Genomic DNA, 19,314 nt, shown 5'->3' with positions numbered 1-19,314 from the left:
CACTGTGTGATTAGCCTGCGCAGTAAAGGAATATTATTGAGCTTTCAGGAAGTCAATCTCGGCAATAGCTGCTGAGGTTTTTCCTCCTGCAATAACACGTGATTCGATCCGCATAAAGCGGGTTGTCACAGGAGCTTTGAAATGCATCAAGCGGGGAGAAGGATCGTTGATCAGGTTCCCGAAATTAAAGGTTTCGATGGTTTCCCATTTTTTACCATCGGTGCTCGACTGGATGAGGCCTTCTTCGATCATTCCGTCAGCAAAATTAGTGGGTGGAGTGTAAATAAAACCGGCCAGTTTTTCTTCCTTTGCCAGATCGATGGACAAAAAGTGAGTTCCTTTGCCGTCCGATTTCCAGAAGGTTTTGCTATTCTCATCAAATGCCAGCTCACCATTGAGACCTTCTGTTTGTTGGCTTGATGCCAGCAGCTTCCAGTCTTTTTTTACAATGCCAATGTTTGCAGAACCGATACTTCCCGCATTTTCGTTGGCAAAGGCACGTGCTTTTACTTCGCCTCCCTCAAAATAGAAAGGACCTTCGTACAAACTGGAACCGGTTGTGGGTTCTGTTCCGTCGAGTGTATAGCGGATTTGCAGATCGCTGTTGATATTGGCGTTGGCATCTTCTCCGTGCGGTTTCCAGCCAAAATCATGCACTTTGGGCTGAATGCTGAGCAAGCCTTCCGTATTCCTGTGGAATTCCAATTGGGGAGGACGGTTTTCGTAATAAAAAGCAGCTACTTCGGCAATGGCAGGTTCTAGCCTCGATTCCAACACCCTGAACCGGAACTTGCTGCCGGTTACCGCCGGGAAACGCAGAATACGTTTGTAGCCTACATTGGTAGCGGTTGCCACTTCCTGCCAGGCATCCTTTTCCCAAACATCCAGCGCGCACTTTTCAATCCGTTCACTGTGGGTGGAGATGGCCTCGCTCACCGAAAACCGGTTGATGGTGATTGGTTCCGCAGTGTTGATTTCAACAAAAGCCTGATCCGCACTTAGCAATTCGCTGGTGAGAATGTCTCCGTCGAGTAATTTTTTTGAAATGCGGGCGCCGTTCAGCAAGTTGTTCCCATAAGTTGCGCTGATCCGTTTTCCTACTTCTTCCAGCACTCCAACATCTTCCTGCGAAAATTTGCCTTCACGGTTGGGTGGAATGTTCAGCAAAAAGATGGAGTTTCCTCCCACCGATCTTTCGTACATATCGAATACATCGTCGGCACTGCGGACCTTTTGCGTGGTTTCGTCGCGGTAAAACCATCCTTCACGAATCGAAGTGTTGGTTTCAGCGGGTTGATAGTGTAAATACTTTCCTTTCAGCAGGTCTTCACGGCTGCCAAGCGATTTCGCAGTAAGATCGCCAAAACTATTCATTTGGTTGGGATCTTCCAGGTAAGGAATAACGTTCCATTCGGTAGAGCGGGTTCCCCCGGCTTCATTCCCGCACCACCGGATGTCTTCCTTGCCAAATATCACGGCTTCGGGCGCCAGTGTTCTTATCAACTTTTTCCAGGCCATGTAATCGTAGGTTTGCCCGCCTTTCCGTTTCGGATGAGCACCGTCGAACCACACTTCATAAATGGGGCCGTACTCTGTTAACAATTCAAATAACTGGTTAAGAAAGTATTCGTTGTAATCGTCCACCACAAACTGAAAGGTGGTCTTATTTTCAAAAGGCCGTCCTTCCACAGGGCGGGGAATCGTACGCTCGGTTTTTTCGCTCAGGTTTCCGTACAGTCCCTCCGGGTTTTCAATTTGGTAAAGATCGGCCGGAGACAGGTAAACCGCCAGTTTTAACCCGTATTTATGGCACGATTCGGAAAGCTCTTTCAGTACATCTCCCTTCCCGTCTTTAAACGGTGATGACACAACGCCGTGTTTTGTGTACCGGGTTTGCCACAGACAAAAGCCATCGTGGTGTTTGGCGGTAAAAATAACTTTGGTCATTCCGGCTGCTTTCATGGCCTGGCACCATTGGTCGGTATCCAGGTTTTGCAGGTCAAATATCTGCGGATCTTCCATGCCGCTTCCCCATTCCATGCGGGTAAAAGTATTGGGGCCAAAATGAATAAACGCAATGAACTCATCTTTCAGAGCCTCCAGCTGATTGGGTGTTGGAACCACATGGGCTGCTTTAATGATGATCGAGTCGTTTGTGTCGTCCTGATCAACCGGAATGGTGTTGTTGACCGGCATTTGTAATCCGGAAGGTTGGGAGCAGCTCCATAACAGAGCGATGAAGAGAAGCAATAAGGTTTGTTTCATTTTAATAATATTCATTCGGTGTTTCTTTATTCGTTTACCCAAGGCACTAACGGCGAGCGGTAGAAATTGATGTTGTAATCTTCAAACCGCTTTCCATGTTTGGCCAGGCGTAGCTTGTATTCATCCCAGTTACGGAGTTCGTTAGCTGTCCAGCCAATTTCGGCATATCCGGGCAAGCGCGGGAAAACCATAAACTCAATGTCTTCTATTTTTTCGAGGGTTTCCGACCAAAGCGGCGCTTCAATTCCCAATATCTGTTCTTTTTGCAAGCCGGGCACCACAGTGTCGGGCGACCAGGTGTAGGCATGATCCACTTCAATCAATCCCGCCCATTTCAGGCCAAGAACGGTGGTTGAATCGTACTTCATATCCATGTAAGTGCGGGCTCCCGGCGAAACGAGCACCTTGGCGCCTTTTTCCAGGCCCATAGAAGTGTTTTTCACATTCGACCAAAACTGAACGGTTACGTCTTCTTCCAGGTCAGCGTTGGCAATCTCATCCCAACCAACGATCTTCTTCCCGTATTTCGTTACAAGGGGCTGAATCCGGTTGATAAAATACACATAGTCGTCGTGTTTGGTAACGTGCGATTCGTCGCCACCAATATGGAAATAAGGGCCAGGCGTGATAGCGGCCAGTTCCCTTATCACGTCTTCCACAAATTTGTAAGTGATGTCCATATTGGTAGCCAGGGTGCTGAACCCTACTTCGATACCGGTGTACAATTCCCGGGCTTTTCCATCGGGATTTAGTTCGGGATACGAAGCCAGCGCAGCATTGGTATGTCCCGGCATGTCAATTTCCGGAACAATGATAATCTGACGGTTCATTGCATACTGAACTATTTCCTTGTATTGCTCCTGGGTGTAGAAACCACCTTTTCCGCCGCCTACCTGCGTGCTGCCTCCGATTTCGGTCAGTTTTGGCCATGATTTGATTTCGATCCGCCAACCCTGATCATCAGAGAGGTGCAGGTGAAGCCTGTTTATTTTGTAGTACGCACACAGGTCGATCACCCGTTTTACATCTTCAACCGAAAAGAAATGACGTGCCACATCAAGCATCATTCCCCGGTAGCCATATTCTGGGAAATCGCGAACCACACCGGTAGCCACATACAATGGCTCGCCTGCAACGGCTTTTACAGGTAGGGCTTGCAACAGCGTCTGAATGCCGTAAAAAGCCCCTGCAAGGTCAGTTCCCTGCACTGAAATCAACTTTTTGCCGATGTTCAGCTCGTAGCCTTCTGTTTTGAGGTCGCTGTTCGGATTTACCGAAAGATAGATTCCCTTTGATGGCGCAGTGCTCGCTGCTTGTGGGGTTAACGAGATGCCGGTCATCCGTTTCAGTTCCTCTGCCAGGTAGTCGGCAACCGTTTGAAGTCCTTGGACGCCTTCTTCCACATAAATTACACTGGAAGTGTTTATTTCAAAGGCTTCTCCGGTAGCCGTTACGCTGGCCGGTTGTGGAATAAATGCCGTTTGAGTCAGGTCGGTTGATACCTTTTCCGAACAGGCTGATAGCATGAAAATGAGTGCTGTCATAAGTATTAAATAAGATCTGATATTCATCGCTTTGGTTTTTAAAAAATTTAAAGAGAAAGCAAATTTAATTAAAAAAAATCTGTTTTCAGAGAGTGGAAACATGGCTATTTCTTATTGTGATAAATTTTACAATAAACGGTCAATGAGTTGATTAAAAGTTTCTGCTTCAGAGTGTTGTTTCGCTCCCACATAATTATCAAAAATCATTCATTTTTAGGATTTAAGTTTAGCGTTCATTCAATCCTAAAAGTTGAATGAACACAGTGGCTTATCCTTATTGCAGTCCATCAACATAATATGCAGCCAGGTTTTTTACCAATGGCTTTTCGATGGCCTCTTCAACTATCAGCCGGAGTTTTTTGCTTTCTACCTCGTTGAAGTGCTGAATGCGTTTGTGTCCTACCGACTGGCCATCGGCAACTGTAACCCATTTGCCTTTTACCTGCGCCTCCATCCGGTATTTGCGGATCGGTTCTCCCTGCACAATATCTTCCTGGATGATGACGTGATTTATTTTTTGCGGGGAGTCAAGCTCCAATTCCACTTTGTTCCCACTTCCCGAACAGGTGCCCAAAGGGCTTGAAAACCTTCGCGCGATTTCGTCACCCCATTCTTTCAATCGCCGCACATCGGGTTCGGGTAACAGTCCATCCGGATCGGGTGTTAATCCGATGATCAGAGTTGAGTTACGGCCAACCGATTGGTAGTACATGTTCACCAGGTTTTCCAGCGGAAAAATATGCTCTTCATCACCGGGGTCCCAAAACCACTCGTGGCGGCCGTTGTAGCCACGCAACGGGGCATCGCTCATGGCCGGTACCCAGAATGCTCCATTCGGATCGCCTTCTTTCAACAACTGAAAATTATTTTTGCTGATGTTGGCTCTTGCTGATTCTCCGGCTCCGGTAGAACAATAGGGGAAGGTTGACCAACACGGATAGCTGACGGTACCCGATTCGGAACCGCCCCAGCGCGCCTCGGCCAACTGCTTGTTGTGGTAAAACAAACAATTGGGTTGGTATTGCTGTACAATCGGCAGCACATCGGGGGCACCATTTTCGGGAGAGTCAGCGCCACCATCGAACCAAATTTCAAACAACTCGCCGTAGTTGGTGCAAATCTCTTTGACCATTCCCTCAACCATTTGATTGTACCATTTTTGGCGGTTTTCACGGAATTCTCCCTCTCCATTCACTTTAAAATCGTGAACACCAATAAACGAATTCCATCGAATGCCCAGGTAAACCCCCGGTTTAATGCCGTACTTGTGGCACGAGTTCACAAAGTCGCGCACAATGTCTCCTTGGCCATCCTGAAATTTGAGGGCTTTCATGCAGTAAGGGTTGACATCCGACTGATAAAGTGCAAAACCGGTTTCGTGGGTGGCAGTTATAATCGCAAAAGTACATCCGGCATCTTTGGCGGCTTTTACCCATTGGTCAGTATCCAGTTTTTTGGGATTGAATAACTGGTAGTCGTCAAACGGATCAATGCGGTTATTGCCCTGCCCGTATTTCTTTCCGTCGAACACGTGCAAATCGTAATGAAACACAGCTCCCATTTCAGCTTCCTGCCAGGCTTGCTGGCGTTTGTTGGGCACCGGTATTTTGTTCTGTTTTACCGGCACAAAAACGATGTAGGCTTCATCTCCCTTTTTTACGGCCAGGCTGAGCACCTGTGGTTCATTGTCTTCCGCATAGATAAACGGACGCTCCAAACGGTCGGGAATCAATTCTGAACCGTCTTTCATAGGTAGTTTTTTTGGTGTCAGCACATATTCGGTGGCTTTCTTCCAGTTAATGCCATCCGAAGAGCTAACCATCCCGATAAAGGAATGTGCATGGAAAACGCCGTAAAAATAATCCCGCTGTGCGTCGTACCACATCGACATATCTTCGGTGTCGAGATAATCAATTACCGGTTTGTCCTGCATCGCAAAGGGGCCGGTGGGCGAGTCGGATACGGCAATGGCCTGGTTACGGATGAAGCGCGTTTCGTTGGGTTTGTCACCTTTTACGATGAGGTAGAATTTTCCGTCTTTCCCCCGGGTGATGGCCGGGTTCACGGTGAGGGTTGTAATAGGTCCGGAAGGTTCGATCAGCGGTTGGTCCATGCGTGTCCACGGGCCATTGATAGAGTTGGCCACTGCTACACCGGTACGCTGGTTGGGGCGCAGGTAATTTTTCCAGTTCGGATGGTTGTAGCCTACGCGGGCCGTTTCGATCAGTTCTTCTTCGCTGTAGTCGTGGTCTCCCATATTGGTAGATACATAGTAGAGGTAGTATTTATCTCCAAATTTTTTGATTTTCGGATTGTGCACCGTAATGGCATCCCAGTGGCCTTTGCCACGACTTTGCAGCACGGTTTCCTTGTATTTCCAGGGCCCGGTGGGCGAATCAGAAACAGCATGTGCCACTTCGGAATGGGTAAGCCAGCTCAGAAACGTATATTTTTTCGGCCAGCGCGAATAGAAAATATGGTACTTCCCATCGTCGCCTTTTACCATGGAACTGCACCAGTTATAATAGTCATCGGTTTTAAAAATATTCTCTTCAGAAATGGGTTGAAGACGGTCTTTAAAAAACAGCTGGTCGGGGTGGTTTTGCGGAAAGGCGGCTCGCGCCAGGAAAAGAAGTAAAGCAGTAAAAATCAGTTCTCTCATATTAGTTTTTCGTTGTATTACGGATTAATGCCCCGAACATGTCGAGGCCAATGGACTGGCAAACTCCGTATCGGTTTTGAGTCGCCATTTTTTCAATGTCCCATTTGATAACATCATCAGCCAGTCCCCATTTGCTTTTAAAATACTGAACATATTCGTGGTCATTTTCCGGGGTGGTAAATTCGGGCTGAAACTGGTTGTTTTGGGGATTGCGGGTCTCCCAGAGTGCGTTGGCAGTCGCTTTTATATTCTCGCTCAAATCAACATTCAGCAGTGCTGCAATGTCCGGTTGCTCCAGGTAGCGCAGCATTATTCCGCGACCGGCGAGGTAGTCGTTTCCGTGAACGGGGCCAAAACTTGAATAGCAGGGAGCTTCACGAAAGATCTGGTCTTTTGGAAAAACCAGGGCCTCTTTTACTCCATTGGCTATTAATCGGATATAGTTTTTGAGCTTGCTTTCAAATGACTGCACGTTAAAACCCGAACCGATGTTGTTGGAGCTTAGCCAATTTGCTGCATCGTCTTTTATGGCGAGCATGTCGGCCAGGGCTGCCACCAGCATTCCCTGGTCGCCCGACCATACCCAGCCTTCCGCCCACGGAGGATGAATCTTTTCGGTATAGCCCGATCCTTCAAAAAAAGCCATCGGACGTTCCTGTACCAGGGCTGCATCATCACCAATTTTTTTCAGGTATTGATACTGGTCGAGCTCAAACCACTGATCGAACCAAAGCCACTGGCGGCAGGCAAGTTCTAGGTATTTTTCATTGTTGTCTCTGTTTTCTTCCTTGTTCATACGATAAATACGGGACGAAAGCAGGAAGAGCAAAACATTGGTAACCGTGTTTTTCACACCCGGACTGTCGCCGTTGGCATCACCGTTTCGGCAGCCATGCGGCACCGGTTGGGCGTCAGGCGTTGAGTCGTAAGCTGTTTTTCGTTTGTACTCCCAACACAGATCGGTCGATAGCTGGTAGTAGGATTCTGCAAGATCGCGCTCGTTCATGTTTAGCAGGAATTTACGGGCATTGATTGCCATCAGTCCCCACCAGCCAAAATCGTCGGCCCATAAACTGCCGGGATCAAAACGCTTGAAAAACAAAAGGTTTTCTTCCAGCATCGATTTCACGCGGGTTTTTATCCGTAGAACTTCCGGGTCTTTGGGCCAGCAATTTGCCAGAGCATTTACAAAAACAAGGCAGGCATCGAAAGTATTTCCCCGCTTCCAGAAATCGTTGAAATTCCATACTTCCTCAAACCGGTTGAAAGCTGCTATCGCCTTGCTTTTGATTGCTTCCGGGGCGCTATTTTTGTTGCCGCTTGTGCAGGCGGAGAGCCATCCCGATCCGGCCAATACCGAAAACGCTGCACCTAGTTCTATGAATTTTCTTCGTTCCATTTATTTTTCAGAGTTAAGGTTTCCGAAGCAACTGCCCAGTATATTCAGAATTTTTCCAGGCAAGGTATTGTCTGAGTTATTAGTGCTCCAAATTAGATGTTACGGGTTTAATAAAAAAGAAGACGAACATGAAAGTGATTTATTTTAAAAAGTGGGAAGCAGTTTTATCCAAATTTTTGCAGAGAGAACAACTTCTGTCCGGATTCTTATATACATTTAATAAAATCTATTTAACAATAAAGAATTGAGACTAAAAACCTTTCGGGGTTTTAGGAATCTGCAACATTTATGCTAAATTCGTCAGTCTGAACCCAATAAAATTAACTATGTCTGTAAAAGATCTCGATAGAAGAAGCTTTCTGACCAAAGCAACGGTTGGAACGCTCGGAATGGCAACTGTTCTGGTAGCCTGTTCCTCTGAAAAAACAAAGAAAAGTGAAGATATTGTGCCTGACCTTCTTGAGCAGGCGCCCGACGGGAAAGTGCTGAAAGCCGGTTTGGTTGGTTGCGGAGGACGCGGGACCGGAGCGGTTATCAATTTTCTGGATGCCGGCCCAAACCTGCAGATTGTTGCCCTGGGAGATGTGTTTCAGGATAAAATTGACAACTGCCGCGAGCAGCTCAAAAAGGAACGTGGAGTAGAGATCGCCGATGAAAATTGTTTCCTCGGATTTGATGCTTACCAGAAAGTGATCGATTCGGGAGTGGATTTGGTGCTGTTATGTACACCTCCTCATTTTCGTCCTGTTCATGTAGAGGCTGCCATCAATGCACGGAAGCATGTTTTTATGGAAAAACCATGTGCGGTTGATCCGGTGGGCGCGCGGTCGGTGCTGGCTTCTTCCAAAAAAGCAGAAGCTTTGGGACTTTCGATGGTGAGCGGTACAATTCGACGGGTTCAGAAAGATTACATGACCACGGCTTTGAAAGTGAAGAATGGCGATATCGGCGAAATCGTCGGTGCCAACATTATTCGCAACGGTGGCGCGCTTTGGCACCGCAGGCGTCAACCCGAGTGGACGGACATGGAGTTTATGCTGCGTAATTGGGTCAATCATTGCTGGCTTTCGGGCGACCATATTGCCGAGCAGTTTATTCACGAAATTGATGTAATGAACTGGTTCCTGGGCGAAAACCCGAAAAAAGCAATTGGCTACGGCGGAAGACAACGGCGGTTAACCGGCGATTTGTATGATTTTTTCAGCATCGAATATGAATATGAAAACGGAATGCGCACACACTGTGCATCGCGGCAAATAAACGGTTGTACCAATGGGAAAGTGGAACGAATTGTCGGCACCAAAGGTATTGCCATTGCTTCGGGGCATATTCTTGACACACAGGGCAATGAAGTTTGGTCTTATCCGAAGTGGGAAGAAGGCGTTACCGATCCGAAATGGAAAGTGACCAATCCTTTTGTGCAGGAACACATTAACCTGGTAACAGCCATACGTACCGGCAAAGCAGTAAACGATGCTGAAGCTCAGGTGAATTCAACCATTACTGCCATTATGGGGCGCATTGCTGCCTATACCGGTAAAGAGGTTACCTGGGACGAGGTGATGAACTCGGATCTTTACCTGGGACCTAAAACGTATGCTTTTGGTCCGGAGGCAGAAATCAACAGTGAAGTTCCGCTGGCAGGCGAGGCAAATAAATTGAGTTAGTTCAGAATTCAAAAATAAAAGAAATGAAGCATACAATTGTTGTTTTGGTTCTGATCATGGCCGTTTTCTCGGCCCAAGCACAGGAAAAACTATTTACGTTTGGTGAAGTTGTACCATGGGGAAAAGTGGTGGATGGACAAAAAGCCAAAGGCGAAGCCATTGAATGGATTCAGGTAAACACGCTGACTGAAACGTGGAAGAAGAATGGCGAGGAACTGATTTGCAAAGGACAGCCTATCGGGGTGATCCGGTCGGCAAAGAAATACCGCAACTTCATGATGCACATTGAGTGGAGACACATGGAAGCGGGTGGAAATTCGGGAACGTTTGTGTGGAGTGACGCCAACGCCGATGAAACCAACCGTCTGCCCAACGGAGTGGAGGTTCAAATGCTGGAACTTGATTGGGTGAAACTCAACACAAGAGATGGTAAAGAGCCGCCGATTGCCTATGTGCACGGAGAGCTGTTTGGTGTTGGCGGAGTTAAAACAGTGCCGGATAATCCGCGTGGCGAACGGAGCAAATCCATTGAGAACCGTTGCAAAGGCAAAGGAGAATGGAATGTTTACGACGTGGTTTGTGTAGATGGAACCATCAAGCTTTCGGTAAACGGAAAGTTTGTAAACGGAATCAGCAAATCTTCCAAAACAGAAGGATACATCTGCCTGGAATCTGAAGGCGCCGAAATTCATTTCCGAAATCTGAAAATTCTTGAACTACCCTGATCCAAAAGCGGTTTTTAAAGAGATTTTAAAAATAGAAATACCCGGGTATTCTGTCCCCGGGTATTTTGCCTAATTGAGTTAACCTCAACTAATATTTGCAACTGACTTAATTGCAACCTATATTTCTACTGCAATTTGCTCTTTGTTTTCTTCTTTTTGAGTTTTTAGACCACTAAGTTCCTTTTGCTTACCATCTTCACCAAAGATAATTTTGAACGTACCTCCCTCAAATAATTTTGGTTGTACGCTATTACCTTTTAAGCGAAATATCTGCTCCAGCTCACCTGTTTTCTGATTCCATATTTGCATTAACTGGTCGGGTTGAGACAGCGTGAATTGAGGCAGCACATTAAAAGCGCCCTGGCCCAGATTATCGAACTGCGAAATTTTGAATGGCCAACCGGGAAATTGGTCGCGTATAGGATTGGGATCTTCCACATCGGCTTTGAAACGCCATGCATCAAGCAAGATCGTTCGTTCAGTTTGATCGAAAGTAACCATTCCAAAACCGGATGAACGGATCTGAGCATGGCTGTAACGGCTATTTTTATCAACTGTAATTTTTCCGGGATTGCCAATGGCATACACGTAGTTTTTGTTTCCAAAAGCATCTTCATATTTGCCTGTATTGGGATAATTATGTTCCGGTCGATCAAGAACCGGCCTACCCAGCTCGTCGGGTAAAAACCAGCGCAGGTACATTACTGCAATAGCAGGCGTGCAATAACTCCATCCGGCATCACGGTAGTTTTGAAGTCCGTATTGCACCAGCGAAGGAACATGCTGATCGCCATTAATATGAAAAGCAGCGACTTTTCGCATCAGACGTATAACCGTGTCGCGACCAGATTTGGGCCATCCTCCCGAATCGAGATCTCCGTATAAATATTCTTCAAGACCACCATGGTGTGTCGCAACGTTTGCAAAAACGGTTTGTGAAAGAAGTACCTTCATATCTGCTCCTTTCCAGTCAATTAGCCAGTCGTTCAGGAATTTTGTTTGTCGTTCGCCAATTATCGTTACTCCCGGTTTGTCAAGAAACGATAAATCTTTGCGCGGTTCTTTCATATGGTCGTGGCGACCCGGCCAGTCTGACACTGCTTCGGGTCCGGTTTTGAAAATGCGATCGCTGATGATCGCAAAACTAATTCTTCCGTAAGTTAGATCGGTGTACCATACGCTCATTCCCTGCTCAATGGGTGTGGGATCATTAGGGTCAGGTAACTGCCCACACTGGGTGCGATTAACGGCGTTTACCATTTCAACCGACTGGATAAAGCCACGCGTATCGGAACTTCCCGCACCGTTTGGTTTGGCAATTCCACTTTCTCCCCAAAGGTTGCCGTGAAAAACATCGTGGTCGTCAGGAGTGCAAATGGTTGGTACATCACGCATTAAATCTCCAAATGCCCATCCAAACATGTAATATTTTCCGAGATAGCTTAAAATGGAAACATCAACAGGTTCTCTTCTGATCGGATATCCTCCGTTCCCTTCGTAGATCTGGTCGCCAGAGAAATAAAGAATATCAGGTTCCAGCGTTTTTAGATTTTTTACGAGCGGTGTGTACGGAAAACCAAAATGAAACTGACAGGTTAGTCCTCCAAATTTCAACGGACGGTCAACCGGATCTTTGCGGATGGTCCCGTCATAGTAATTGGTTGTTTCTGTTCCGTCTTTTCCTTTTTCAATGTATTCAACCCTGTAATCCACGTCTTTCGATTCATCCCAGTTTTCCAATTTGAATACTGCAGTGCGCGAATCGGGCTCAATCTGCTCGGTGGCAACAGTATTCCAGGTTCCGTTTTCATTCAGTTGAAGCGAGACTTCCTGATTATCGTCTTTGCCGACCGGAGGTAAAAGTGCCATCATTTTTACCGTTCCTTTACTAAGAGTATGCATGGTCCACAATATTGGACCAAATGCGTTTTCTTGTTTCTCTATAACTTTTGAACCGGAAAGTTTTAGATTATCAAAGCTAAAATGGGAATTACCCGGCTTTTCATCTCCTCCAAGGACGATATTGTTGGCAACTGCTACTAATCCTTCTATCTCTTCAATATTCGAAGACAGCACTTCAGGAGACTTTCCGTTCTTGTCGGTGACTTTCATTTTTAAATGATTGTCGTTTCCTGAAACAGTTATGGATACTACTGAAAAATCAAAGTCTTCAGGTAGTTCGGCCCTTTCTTCATTTAAAAAGGCAAATCCCTTGAGACTGATGCCCGCGTTTATTCCTTTGCCAAAATAACACAGAGCCCTGACATCCATATCTTCCTTGTCGTTCAAACCCACTAAAAGACCTGCCGATCCCAGGTTGTTCCCTTTGTCTTCAAGATTGATTTCTACAGATACCTCAAAATCTCCTGCACCAGGAGATATCAAATGAGTAAGCAGATTCACCCTCGAATGTGGAACCGATCCAATGCAATGCAGTTCTCCGTTTTCAACTTTCCAGTCCTCCAGAGGGACAGCCCAAAAGTCTTTCCCTACCCAAACACGATCGTGCGTATTATCGAAGTCGGCCAGAAAATTCTGATTTTTTGTACATGAGGTGAATACTAACAGGAATGATAAAATTGTAAGCATTGTAAATTTCATAACGGTTTGTTTATTCGTTAAATAGGTATAGTCAATATTTGAAAAACCTGTCCCTCATTTTTGGAGGGACATAACTATTTTCCTGGTTTTCCCTGTTATTAGATCAAAGCCAGGTTGGCTTTTTCTAGTCAACCAGAAGAAATAATCCGGATTGTGGTTGAATTTCTTCTTTAATTGTTTCAGATTTCTTGCCTAAACTTTTTTCTTGATAGACATCTGTGATTTTTCTTTTCCCTTTTAGTCCAAGCATCGGGAAAGTGGCCTCAATAGTTTGGACTTTTTCTGGATCGCGGTTAAGTAACAGAATAGCGCGGTTGCCATTTTTTAATTTTTTCATCCACACTTCTGCCTGGCCTTCTTTTTTTATCAAACATCCCTGTTCCGTTGGATCCTGGTTAACAGAAATTGCAAGTTCGTTTGTAATAATTGCTTTTTCTTCCGGCGTCATATTACGTGGATCATTCCCAAGTATCAGCGGAGATGACATGATGCACCATAACGCGAAATGCACTTTTTGTTCCTCTATGGTGAGACCTTGCTCGCCTGTTGCCAGCATATCCGGATCGTTCCAGTAACCATTTCCTGCAAATTCAGCTGATTTGTTGTTTGTTTCTGAAACTCCCATAACACTCAGCGGAATGCCGTCAAAAACAGCTCCTTTCGAAACACGGGCTTTTATGTCGCCTGTTGTTCGTGCCATTTGTCCTACTTCCGGATACCAGTCGCGCCAAAGATAAGCACTAATACTTAGTACGATATCTCTGCCCGACTTCGCAAGAAGATTTTGCCATTTTTGATAGGTTTGTTTTAGAAGTTCTTCATTCCAACCATCGGCATATTTACATTTATCCAGTTTTACAAAATCGAGACCCCAGTCAACAAATTGCTGAATCTGCACCTCTTCGTGCCCATATCCTCCAACTGCATCACCTCCGCAATCGTGTGTGCCTGGTACGGTATGTAGTCCGAATTTCAAGCCTCTAGAGTGTGCATAATCTGCCAGCGCTTTTATCCCATGAGGAAATCTGTCAGGATTTGCCAGTAGTTCCCCGTTTTCGGTAAGATGAGTGTCTCTCCAGCCACCATCGATCACAAAATACTCATAACCTGCATCGAGCAGCCCTTCGTTTACAACCGCATCAATGCATTCTTTTATAATGTCTTCGTTGATTCCGTATTTCCCAAACCAGTTCCAGCTGTTCCATCCCATTGGGGGAGTAGGTGCAAGTTCTTTATTTTGTTGAGAGAAAGCTTGCTGTGAAATGATAACCAGAATAATGAATGCTATTTTTTTCATGGTAATTATTTAAAGGAGTGCAGTCATTTTAGCCAAAAGGAAAAGGTTTAGTTGGTTTAGAAAATACTTTTATAACTAAAATGACTGCTTATTTAAGTTAATTCAATAGGCCGGGATTGATATTGGTTTCTGACTCAGGAATAGGCCACTCTTCATCTTGTCCTGTTCTGAATGCTTTATTGTCAACCCACCACCTTTTATGGCCTGTAGGATCTGCTACCTTACCCGTATTAGTTGCGTCAGGAAATGAAGCTCCCCAGAAATCGCCCTGCATAGTTTCTCCAAGGATTCCCCAGCGAAGCAGGTCCCAGTAGCGGATACCTTCCAATGCCAGTTCAATTCTTCTTTCTTTTCTAAGGAGCGGACGTAATGCAGTCGCATCGGTTTCCGTAATTGCAGGCATTTGTACCGAAGCTCTTCCACGGGTTTTGTTGATTGTCATATCCAATAAATCCTGTGTTATTGGTTCACCTGCCTCAAGTTCAGCCTCCAGGTAGCTAAGTAGTACTTCGGCATAACGAATAATAGGTAAATTACCTCCGTATCCGGTAGATAAGTCGCCGGAGAAATTTTCGTCAAAAAACTTACGAAGTCCGTAACCGGTTCTGGTTGCTTGCTTAGAATAAGTTAGCTGGTCAACCGAAGAACTATGATCAGGATGGCAATCATAAACATTCCCGCCGAAAACACACCCATCATAAAGGAAAGTAGCTGCAAAACGTGGATCACGGTTTTCAGCCATATTATGAGAGTTGAATCGGGGATCGTCGTAAGAAAAAGGTGTTCCATCTGTGAAATCGTACTGGCTGGCCAAACTTTCCAACGGGTTTACAATATGCCAGCCTCCTTTATTTGCAGGAAGTGCATGTTGTGTCAGGGCGTTTCCGGCCAAACCTTCATAATACTGCACGCTAAATATATTTTCAGCACTGGTTTCATTGGTTGTATTGAAAATAGTTGCATAGTTAGGATCGATGATATTATCTCCAAAATCGATAATTTGCTTGTATGCAGATGCTGCTTCAGAGTATCTTCCTTCTGCCAGATAAATTCTGCCCAAAAATGCCAGGGCAGCCTGTTTCGAAGCACGGCCAAACTCTGATGCCGGCATATCCTTGTAACGTGGTAAATCTTCTGCAGCTTCGCTGAATTCTTTGATTACAAAAGCAACGATTTCTGATTTTGGATTTTTGGTTACCGTATTTGCTTCATCAGGTGTTAAAGTGTTTGTTACCAATGGTACAGAACCCCAGAACTGGGAAAGGTAAAAATACTGACAGGCCCGAATAAATCTTGCTTCTGCAATCATTCTGTTTTTCTTGGAATCCTCCATCTCAACACGCCCTACATTTTCAAGAAAATCATTACTAATGGCAATTCTCACATAGGAGCCACTCCAATATGTACCTATAACTGCATTGTTTGCTAACAAAGTTCCATTGGTCAAACGGTTCTGGTTTGCGTTTTTTCCCCTTCTGTCAAAAGCATTGTCGGTGGCATGTTCCAGAAATACCAGTCCGCAGTAGGTCCACCAATCGCTTGGATTAACTTGTGTGCCATAGTTTATGTTTCCTCTATAAACTCCTGCCAAACCAATCATGGCGTTGGCTTCACTTGTCCAGAAATTTGCCTTGTCGAACTGGTCTTTAGGATACTGTTCCAACTCGTCACCGCATGAGCTTATTCCTATAAGTATTGAAATAAGTAGGAAGCTCTTAAGTGTATTTTTAATTCTATTATATGTTTTCATCTTTATGATTTTTCGAAGATTAATGAATTAAAACTTAACATTAACACCTAATGTAAACGTGGCCAGAATCGGGTAGTAGCTTCCATTTGTGTTGATTTCCGGATCCCAACCTTTTCTGTAATTGTTAAATGAGTATAGATTTTCTGCACTGCAGTAAATTCTCAGGTTGTCAATACGTGATGCCTCCAGTATTCTTTTGGGTAAAGAGTACCCGATTTGTAAATTCTTTATACGCAAATAAGAGGCATTAATAGTCCAGAAATCCGAAAGAACGGTATTGGGAGTTCCACTGTTGGTAACAATTTCCAGCCTTGGATAATCAGGATACCGAACCGGATTCTCCGGATCAAAACGACCGTCGATCTGCCATTGCTGAATGGTTCCTAAATTGTTAAATGCATACCCGACGTAACCATCTAAGCGCCCTTTTACTCCGGCGACTCCCTGAAGAAATGCTGTAAAATCAAATTGTTTGAATTGAGCAGAAAGGTTCAGCGAAAAGGTATATTTTGGAATTCTTGATCCAATGTACGTTCTGTCATAGGTTGCATCAACCACGCCGTCTGGGACACCATCCGGACCACTTATATCTTTGTATCGAATGTCTCCCGGCTCCGGATTTGGCGTAATCTTAGTTTGATCTGCCCAATCTGAAATATCTTCCTCAGAGATAAATACTCCATCTGATTTGTAACCATAGTACATTTGCATTGGATAACCTATAAACAGATCACTTCCATTACCGATTAACCCATTGGGTTGTTCAACATTTCCTAATCCGAGTGTGGCAACCTCGTTGTTAATGATCGAGAAGTTGCCGGCAATTTGGTAATTGAATTCTCCCAAAGAATTATTATGGCCCAGTTCAAATTCCCATCCGGTATTCTTAACTTCACCGGTGTTGGTTTCACTGATGCCGACACCTAAGATTGAACTTACGCTTGAAGATGGTTGATAAAGAATATCGTAAGTAAACCGGTCGAAATAAGTGACATTAAAAGAGAGTTTATTATCGAAAACGGCTGATTCAAAACCAAAATCTTTTGTTTTGGTTGTTTCCCAGTGGATTGTTGGATCTTTGTATGTTCTGTATGCTGCGCCATTGGCAATTCCAGTGCCAAAAGGATAATTTCTTCCGGTAGCCAAAGTTGATTGGTAGGGGTAGTTCCCAATATTCTGGTTTCCTAAGATTCCCCAGGATGCTTTTAGTTTGAGATTGGAAATCCAAGGAGCTGCTTCTTTTAAGAAGTCTTCTTCAGTTACACGCCAGCCAACCGCTAAGGAAGGAAACGTTCCATATTTTTGATCCTCGGGGAATCGTGAAGAACCGTCGTGACGAACGGTGGCTTCAAATAAGTATTTGTGATTGTAGTGATATTTTAAACGACCAAACAGAGATTGGATGGCCCATTCAATATCATTCCCATAAACTTCCTGGTTGTCTACACCTCCCATGCTCATAACAGTGTAGTCGTTACTCGGAAAATTTATTCTGGTTCCATTGAAATTCTCTGTTGTTTCGTCTTCAAAAGAATAGCCAGCTAAAGCCTTCAGGTAATGGCCATTAATTTCTTTTGAGTACTCGGCAAAGAACTGCATTGTTTTAAATACAACATTGTTCTTATATTGGTCGAGTGTTGCAAGTGGCAAGGTTAGTGAAGGATTTAAAACCTGAGAAGCTCTGTAGTGCCGTCCTTCATTTAACGTAAAATTATAACCTCCGACAGCAGAAATCACAAGGTCTTTAATTGGGGTCCAGTCAAGATTTGAATTTACACTGGCCTTTGTTGTTGGTCGGTTGTAGTACCCTTTAGAGGCGAGCCATGATACCGGAGTCCCGGCACTTTCCGGGCCTCCTCCGAAATCACCATTCGATGCTTGTCCGAGGTAAACAGCCGGGTAACGATCTGCAACTATCACTATCCCCTCTAATCCAGAGGGAGTTCTGTTGGCTGTTGTGGTAGGTTCATTGGCTTCCTCCAGCGAGCCTGCTACACGCGTTGTGAGTTTTAGTGTGGGAGCTAACTCACTTTCCAGATTAAGCCTGATATTATACCTTTTGTAATAGTTATTCTCTACCAGTCCCTTCTCATCCAAATATCCAAAAGAGAGGAAATACTGGTTTGACTTTCTCCCACCTGTAATAGAAATATCGTGGCCGGTTTGGACTCCATCTCTTGAGAAAGTTTCTTTTAGAAAATTAGTATTTGGATAATTGTCTGGATCACTTTGTGATTTATACTTTGCAATGTCTTCAGCTGAATATGTTTCGGTACCGTTGGCAATATTGAACATTTCAGCATATTCCCATGATGTTGCCAGGTCAGGGAATTCAGTGGCTTTTGAAGTTCCGTAATACCCGTTGTAGCTTACGCTGATCTTGCCTTCTTTCCCTTTTTTTGTTGTAATAAGAATTACGCCATTGGCAGAACGTGCTCCATAGATTGCGGCTGATGAGGCATCCTTCAAAACGGAAATTGATTCAATATCATTCGGATTGATTTCATTCATTGAACCGGGGATTCCGTCAACCAGGATCAATGCAGACGGAGTTGCACCAAAAGAACCGACTCCGCGAACTCTGATCTCTCCATCATTAAACCCTGGTTTTCCAGATCGTTGAATTACTGTTACGCCAGACATTTGACCAGTAATTGCGTTGGATAAACTTGAAACCGGACGGTTCTCAAGGGATTCGGAAGTAATTTGTGAAACAGAACCGATCACATTCACTCTTTTTTCTGTTCCGTACCCTACTGCAACAACTTCTTCCAACCCAATCGATCCCTCTTCCATGACAATGTTTATGCTTGTTTGGCTTCCTACTGCTATCTCCTGTGTTCCCATGCCCACAAAAGAAAATTGCAGTATAGCTTCTGCCGGAATATTGCGTAGCGAATAGTTTCCATCGGCATCGGTAACCGTACCCTGAGTGGAACCTTTTATTACCACGGTTACCCCGGGCAAAGGCATTCCTGCTTTATCAGTTACCTTTCCTGAAACTGTTTGTTGTTGCTGTGATGCGATGGATTCCAATTCGATAGAACTGTTGTCTTGACTTAGTAAAATCAGATTATCCTGCATTACTTTATAGGAAATACCTTGTCCTGCAAAAATATCGTCCAGAATCTCCTGAACAGAAGCATCCTTAACCCTTAAGGAAACTTGTCGCTCCACATCAACCTGTTCTCTAATGTATAAAAAACGGAAGTTGCTGGATTCTTCAATTTCTTTGAGCACCTCAACGATTTGCTTATTCTGAGCTCTAAAATTGAATTTTGTGGCTTGCGAGTAAACCATTGCTGAAACCTGCATTAAACCAACAAGAAGTAATATGGCTGTTAGTTTCATAGTTAGGAATAGTTTTTTTACCCTTCTGCTATGCAGAAAAGTAGTCATACATT

Annotated in this window: 10 protein-coding genes; 2 read left to right on the top strand and 8 right to left on the bottom strand. The window is 44.7% G+C overall.

The features are described 5' to 3' along the window. Positions 1 to 33: 33 nt before the first annotated feature. The 4 genes from INQ51_RS03445 to INQ51_RS03430 all read right to left on the bottom strand — a co-directional run bounded on the left by INQ51_RS03445 (position 34) and on the right by INQ51_RS03430 (position 7,870). On the bottom strand, positions 34 to 2,280 hold the full coding sequence (locus INQ51_RS03445; protein WP_233376491.1) for an alpha-L-fucosidase: 2,247 nt from the start codon (positions 2,278 to 2,280) through the stop codon (positions 34 to 36). Positions 2,281 to 2,291: 11 nt separating this feature from the next. Further along, positions 2,292 to 3,836: a beta-N-acetylhexosaminidase gene (locus INQ51_RS03440; protein ID WP_233376490.1), complete on the bottom strand. Its 1,545-nt coding sequence runs from the start codon at positions 3,834 to 3,836 to the stop codon at positions 2,292 to 2,294. A gap of 247 nt (positions 3,837 to 4,083) precedes the next feature. Next, positions 4,084 to 6,471 (bottom strand): alpha-L-fucosidase, encoded by a 2,388-nt coding sequence (locus INQ51_RS03435; RefSeq protein ID WP_233376489.1) that lies wholly within the window; start codon positions 6,469 to 6,471, stop codon positions 4,084 to 4,086. Position 6,472: 1 nt separating this feature from the next. Beyond that, a complete protein-coding gene (locus INQ51_RS03430; protein ID WP_233376488.1) occupies positions 6,473 to 7,870 on the bottom strand; it encodes a hypothetical protein in 1,398 nt (465 codons plus the stop codon). 326 nt (positions 7,871 to 8,196) lie between these two features. On the opposite strand from INQ51_RS03430, the gene INQ51_RS03425 reads away from it, so the two are divergent. Both INQ51_RS03425 and INQ51_RS03420 read left to right on the top strand, forming a co-directional pair. Next, positions 8,197 to 9,537, top strand: a complete 1,341-nt coding sequence (locus INQ51_RS03425) for a Gfo/Idh/MocA family protein (protein WP_233376487.1) — start codon at positions 8,197 to 8,199, stop codon at positions 9,535 to 9,537. Between the two features lie 23 nt (positions 9,538 to 9,560). Next, positions 9,561 to 10,262: a DUF1080 domain-containing protein gene (locus INQ51_RS03420; RefSeq protein WP_233376486.1), complete on the top strand. Its 702-nt coding sequence runs from the start codon at positions 9,561 to 9,563 to the stop codon at positions 10,260 to 10,262. A gap of 117 nt (positions 10,263 to 10,379) precedes the next feature. Here INQ51_RS03420 and INQ51_RS03415 read toward each other — a convergent pair whose 3' ends face one another. The 4 genes from INQ51_RS03415 to INQ51_RS03400 all read right to left on the bottom strand — a co-directional run bounded on the left by INQ51_RS03415 (position 10,380) and on the right by INQ51_RS03400 (position 19,261). Continuing rightward, on the bottom strand, positions 10,380 to 12,863 hold the full coding sequence (locus tag INQ51_RS03415) for an alkaline phosphatase D family protein (protein WP_233376485.1): 2,484 nt from the start codon (positions 12,861 to 12,863) through the stop codon (positions 10,380 to 10,382). A 124-nt stretch (positions 12,864 to 12,987) separates the two neighbouring features. After that, on the bottom strand, positions 12,988 to 14,160 hold the full coding sequence (locus tag INQ51_RS03410; RefSeq protein WP_233376484.1) for a glycoside hydrolase family 27 protein: 1,173 nt from the start codon (positions 14,158 to 14,160) through the stop codon (positions 12,988 to 12,990). Between the two features lie 97 nt (positions 14,161 to 14,257). Then, a complete protein-coding gene (locus INQ51_RS03405) occupies positions 14,258 to 15,910 on the bottom strand; it encodes a RagB/SusD family nutrient uptake outer membrane protein (RefSeq protein ID WP_233376483.1) in 1,653 nt (550 codons plus the stop codon). Between the two features lie 27 nt (positions 15,911 to 15,937). Beyond that, positions 15,938 to 19,261: a TonB-dependent receptor gene (locus tag INQ51_RS03400; protein WP_233376482.1), complete on the bottom strand. Its 3,324-nt coding sequence runs from the start codon at positions 19,259 to 19,261 to the stop codon at positions 15,938 to 15,940. Between the last annotated feature and the right edge of the window lie 53 nt (positions 19,262 to 19,314).

Source organism: Maribellus sp. CM-23 (assembly GCF_021354595.1).
In the GTDB taxonomy this organism is placed as follows: Bacteria; Bacteroidota; Bacteroidia; order Bacteroidales; family Prolixibacteraceae; genus Draconibacterium.
The sequence above is the reverse complement of the archived record's forward strand: the minus strand, read 5'-3'. Positions and strand labels throughout refer to the sequence as shown.

Excerpts from the sequence above, each read along its gene's own strand:
- INQ51_RS03405 (WP_233376483.1), bottom strand. The coding sequence starts at position 15,910 with ATGAAAACATATAATAGAATTAAAAATACACTTAAGAGCTTCCTACTT.
- INQ51_RS03440 (WP_233376490.1), bottom strand. The coding sequence starts at position 3,836 with ATGAATATCAGATCTTATTTAATACTTATGACAGCACTCATTTTCATG.
- INQ51_RS03425 (WP_233376487.1), top strand. The coding sequence starts at position 8,197 with ATGTCTGTAAAAGATCTCGATAGAAGAAGCTTTCTGACCAAAGCAACG.
- INQ51_RS03400 (WP_233376482.1), bottom strand. The coding sequence starts at position 19,261 with ATGAAACTAACAGCCATATTACTTCTTGTTGGTTTAATGCAGGTTTCA.
- INQ51_RS03445 (WP_233376491.1), bottom strand. The coding sequence starts at position 2,280 with ATGAATATTATTAAAATGAAACAAACCTTATTGCTTCTCTTCATCGCT.
- INQ51_RS03435 (WP_233376489.1), bottom strand. The coding sequence starts at position 6,471 with ATGAGAGAACTGATTTTTACTGCTTTACTTCTTTTCCTGGCGCGAGCC.
- INQ51_RS03410 (WP_233376484.1), bottom strand. The coding sequence starts at position 14,160 with ATGAAAAAAATAGCATTCATTATTCTGGTTATCATTTCACAGCAAGCT.
- INQ51_RS03420 (WP_233376486.1), top strand. The coding sequence starts at position 9,561 with ATGAAGCATACAATTGTTGTTTTGGTTCTGATCATGGCCGTTTTCTCG.
- INQ51_RS03415 (WP_233376485.1), bottom strand. The coding sequence starts at position 12,863 with ATGAAATTTACAATGCTTACAATTTTATCATTCCTGTTAGTATTCACC.
- INQ51_RS03430 (WP_233376488.1), bottom strand. The coding sequence starts at position 7,870 with ATGGAACGAAGAAAATTCATAGAACTAGGTGCAGCGTTTTCGGTATTG.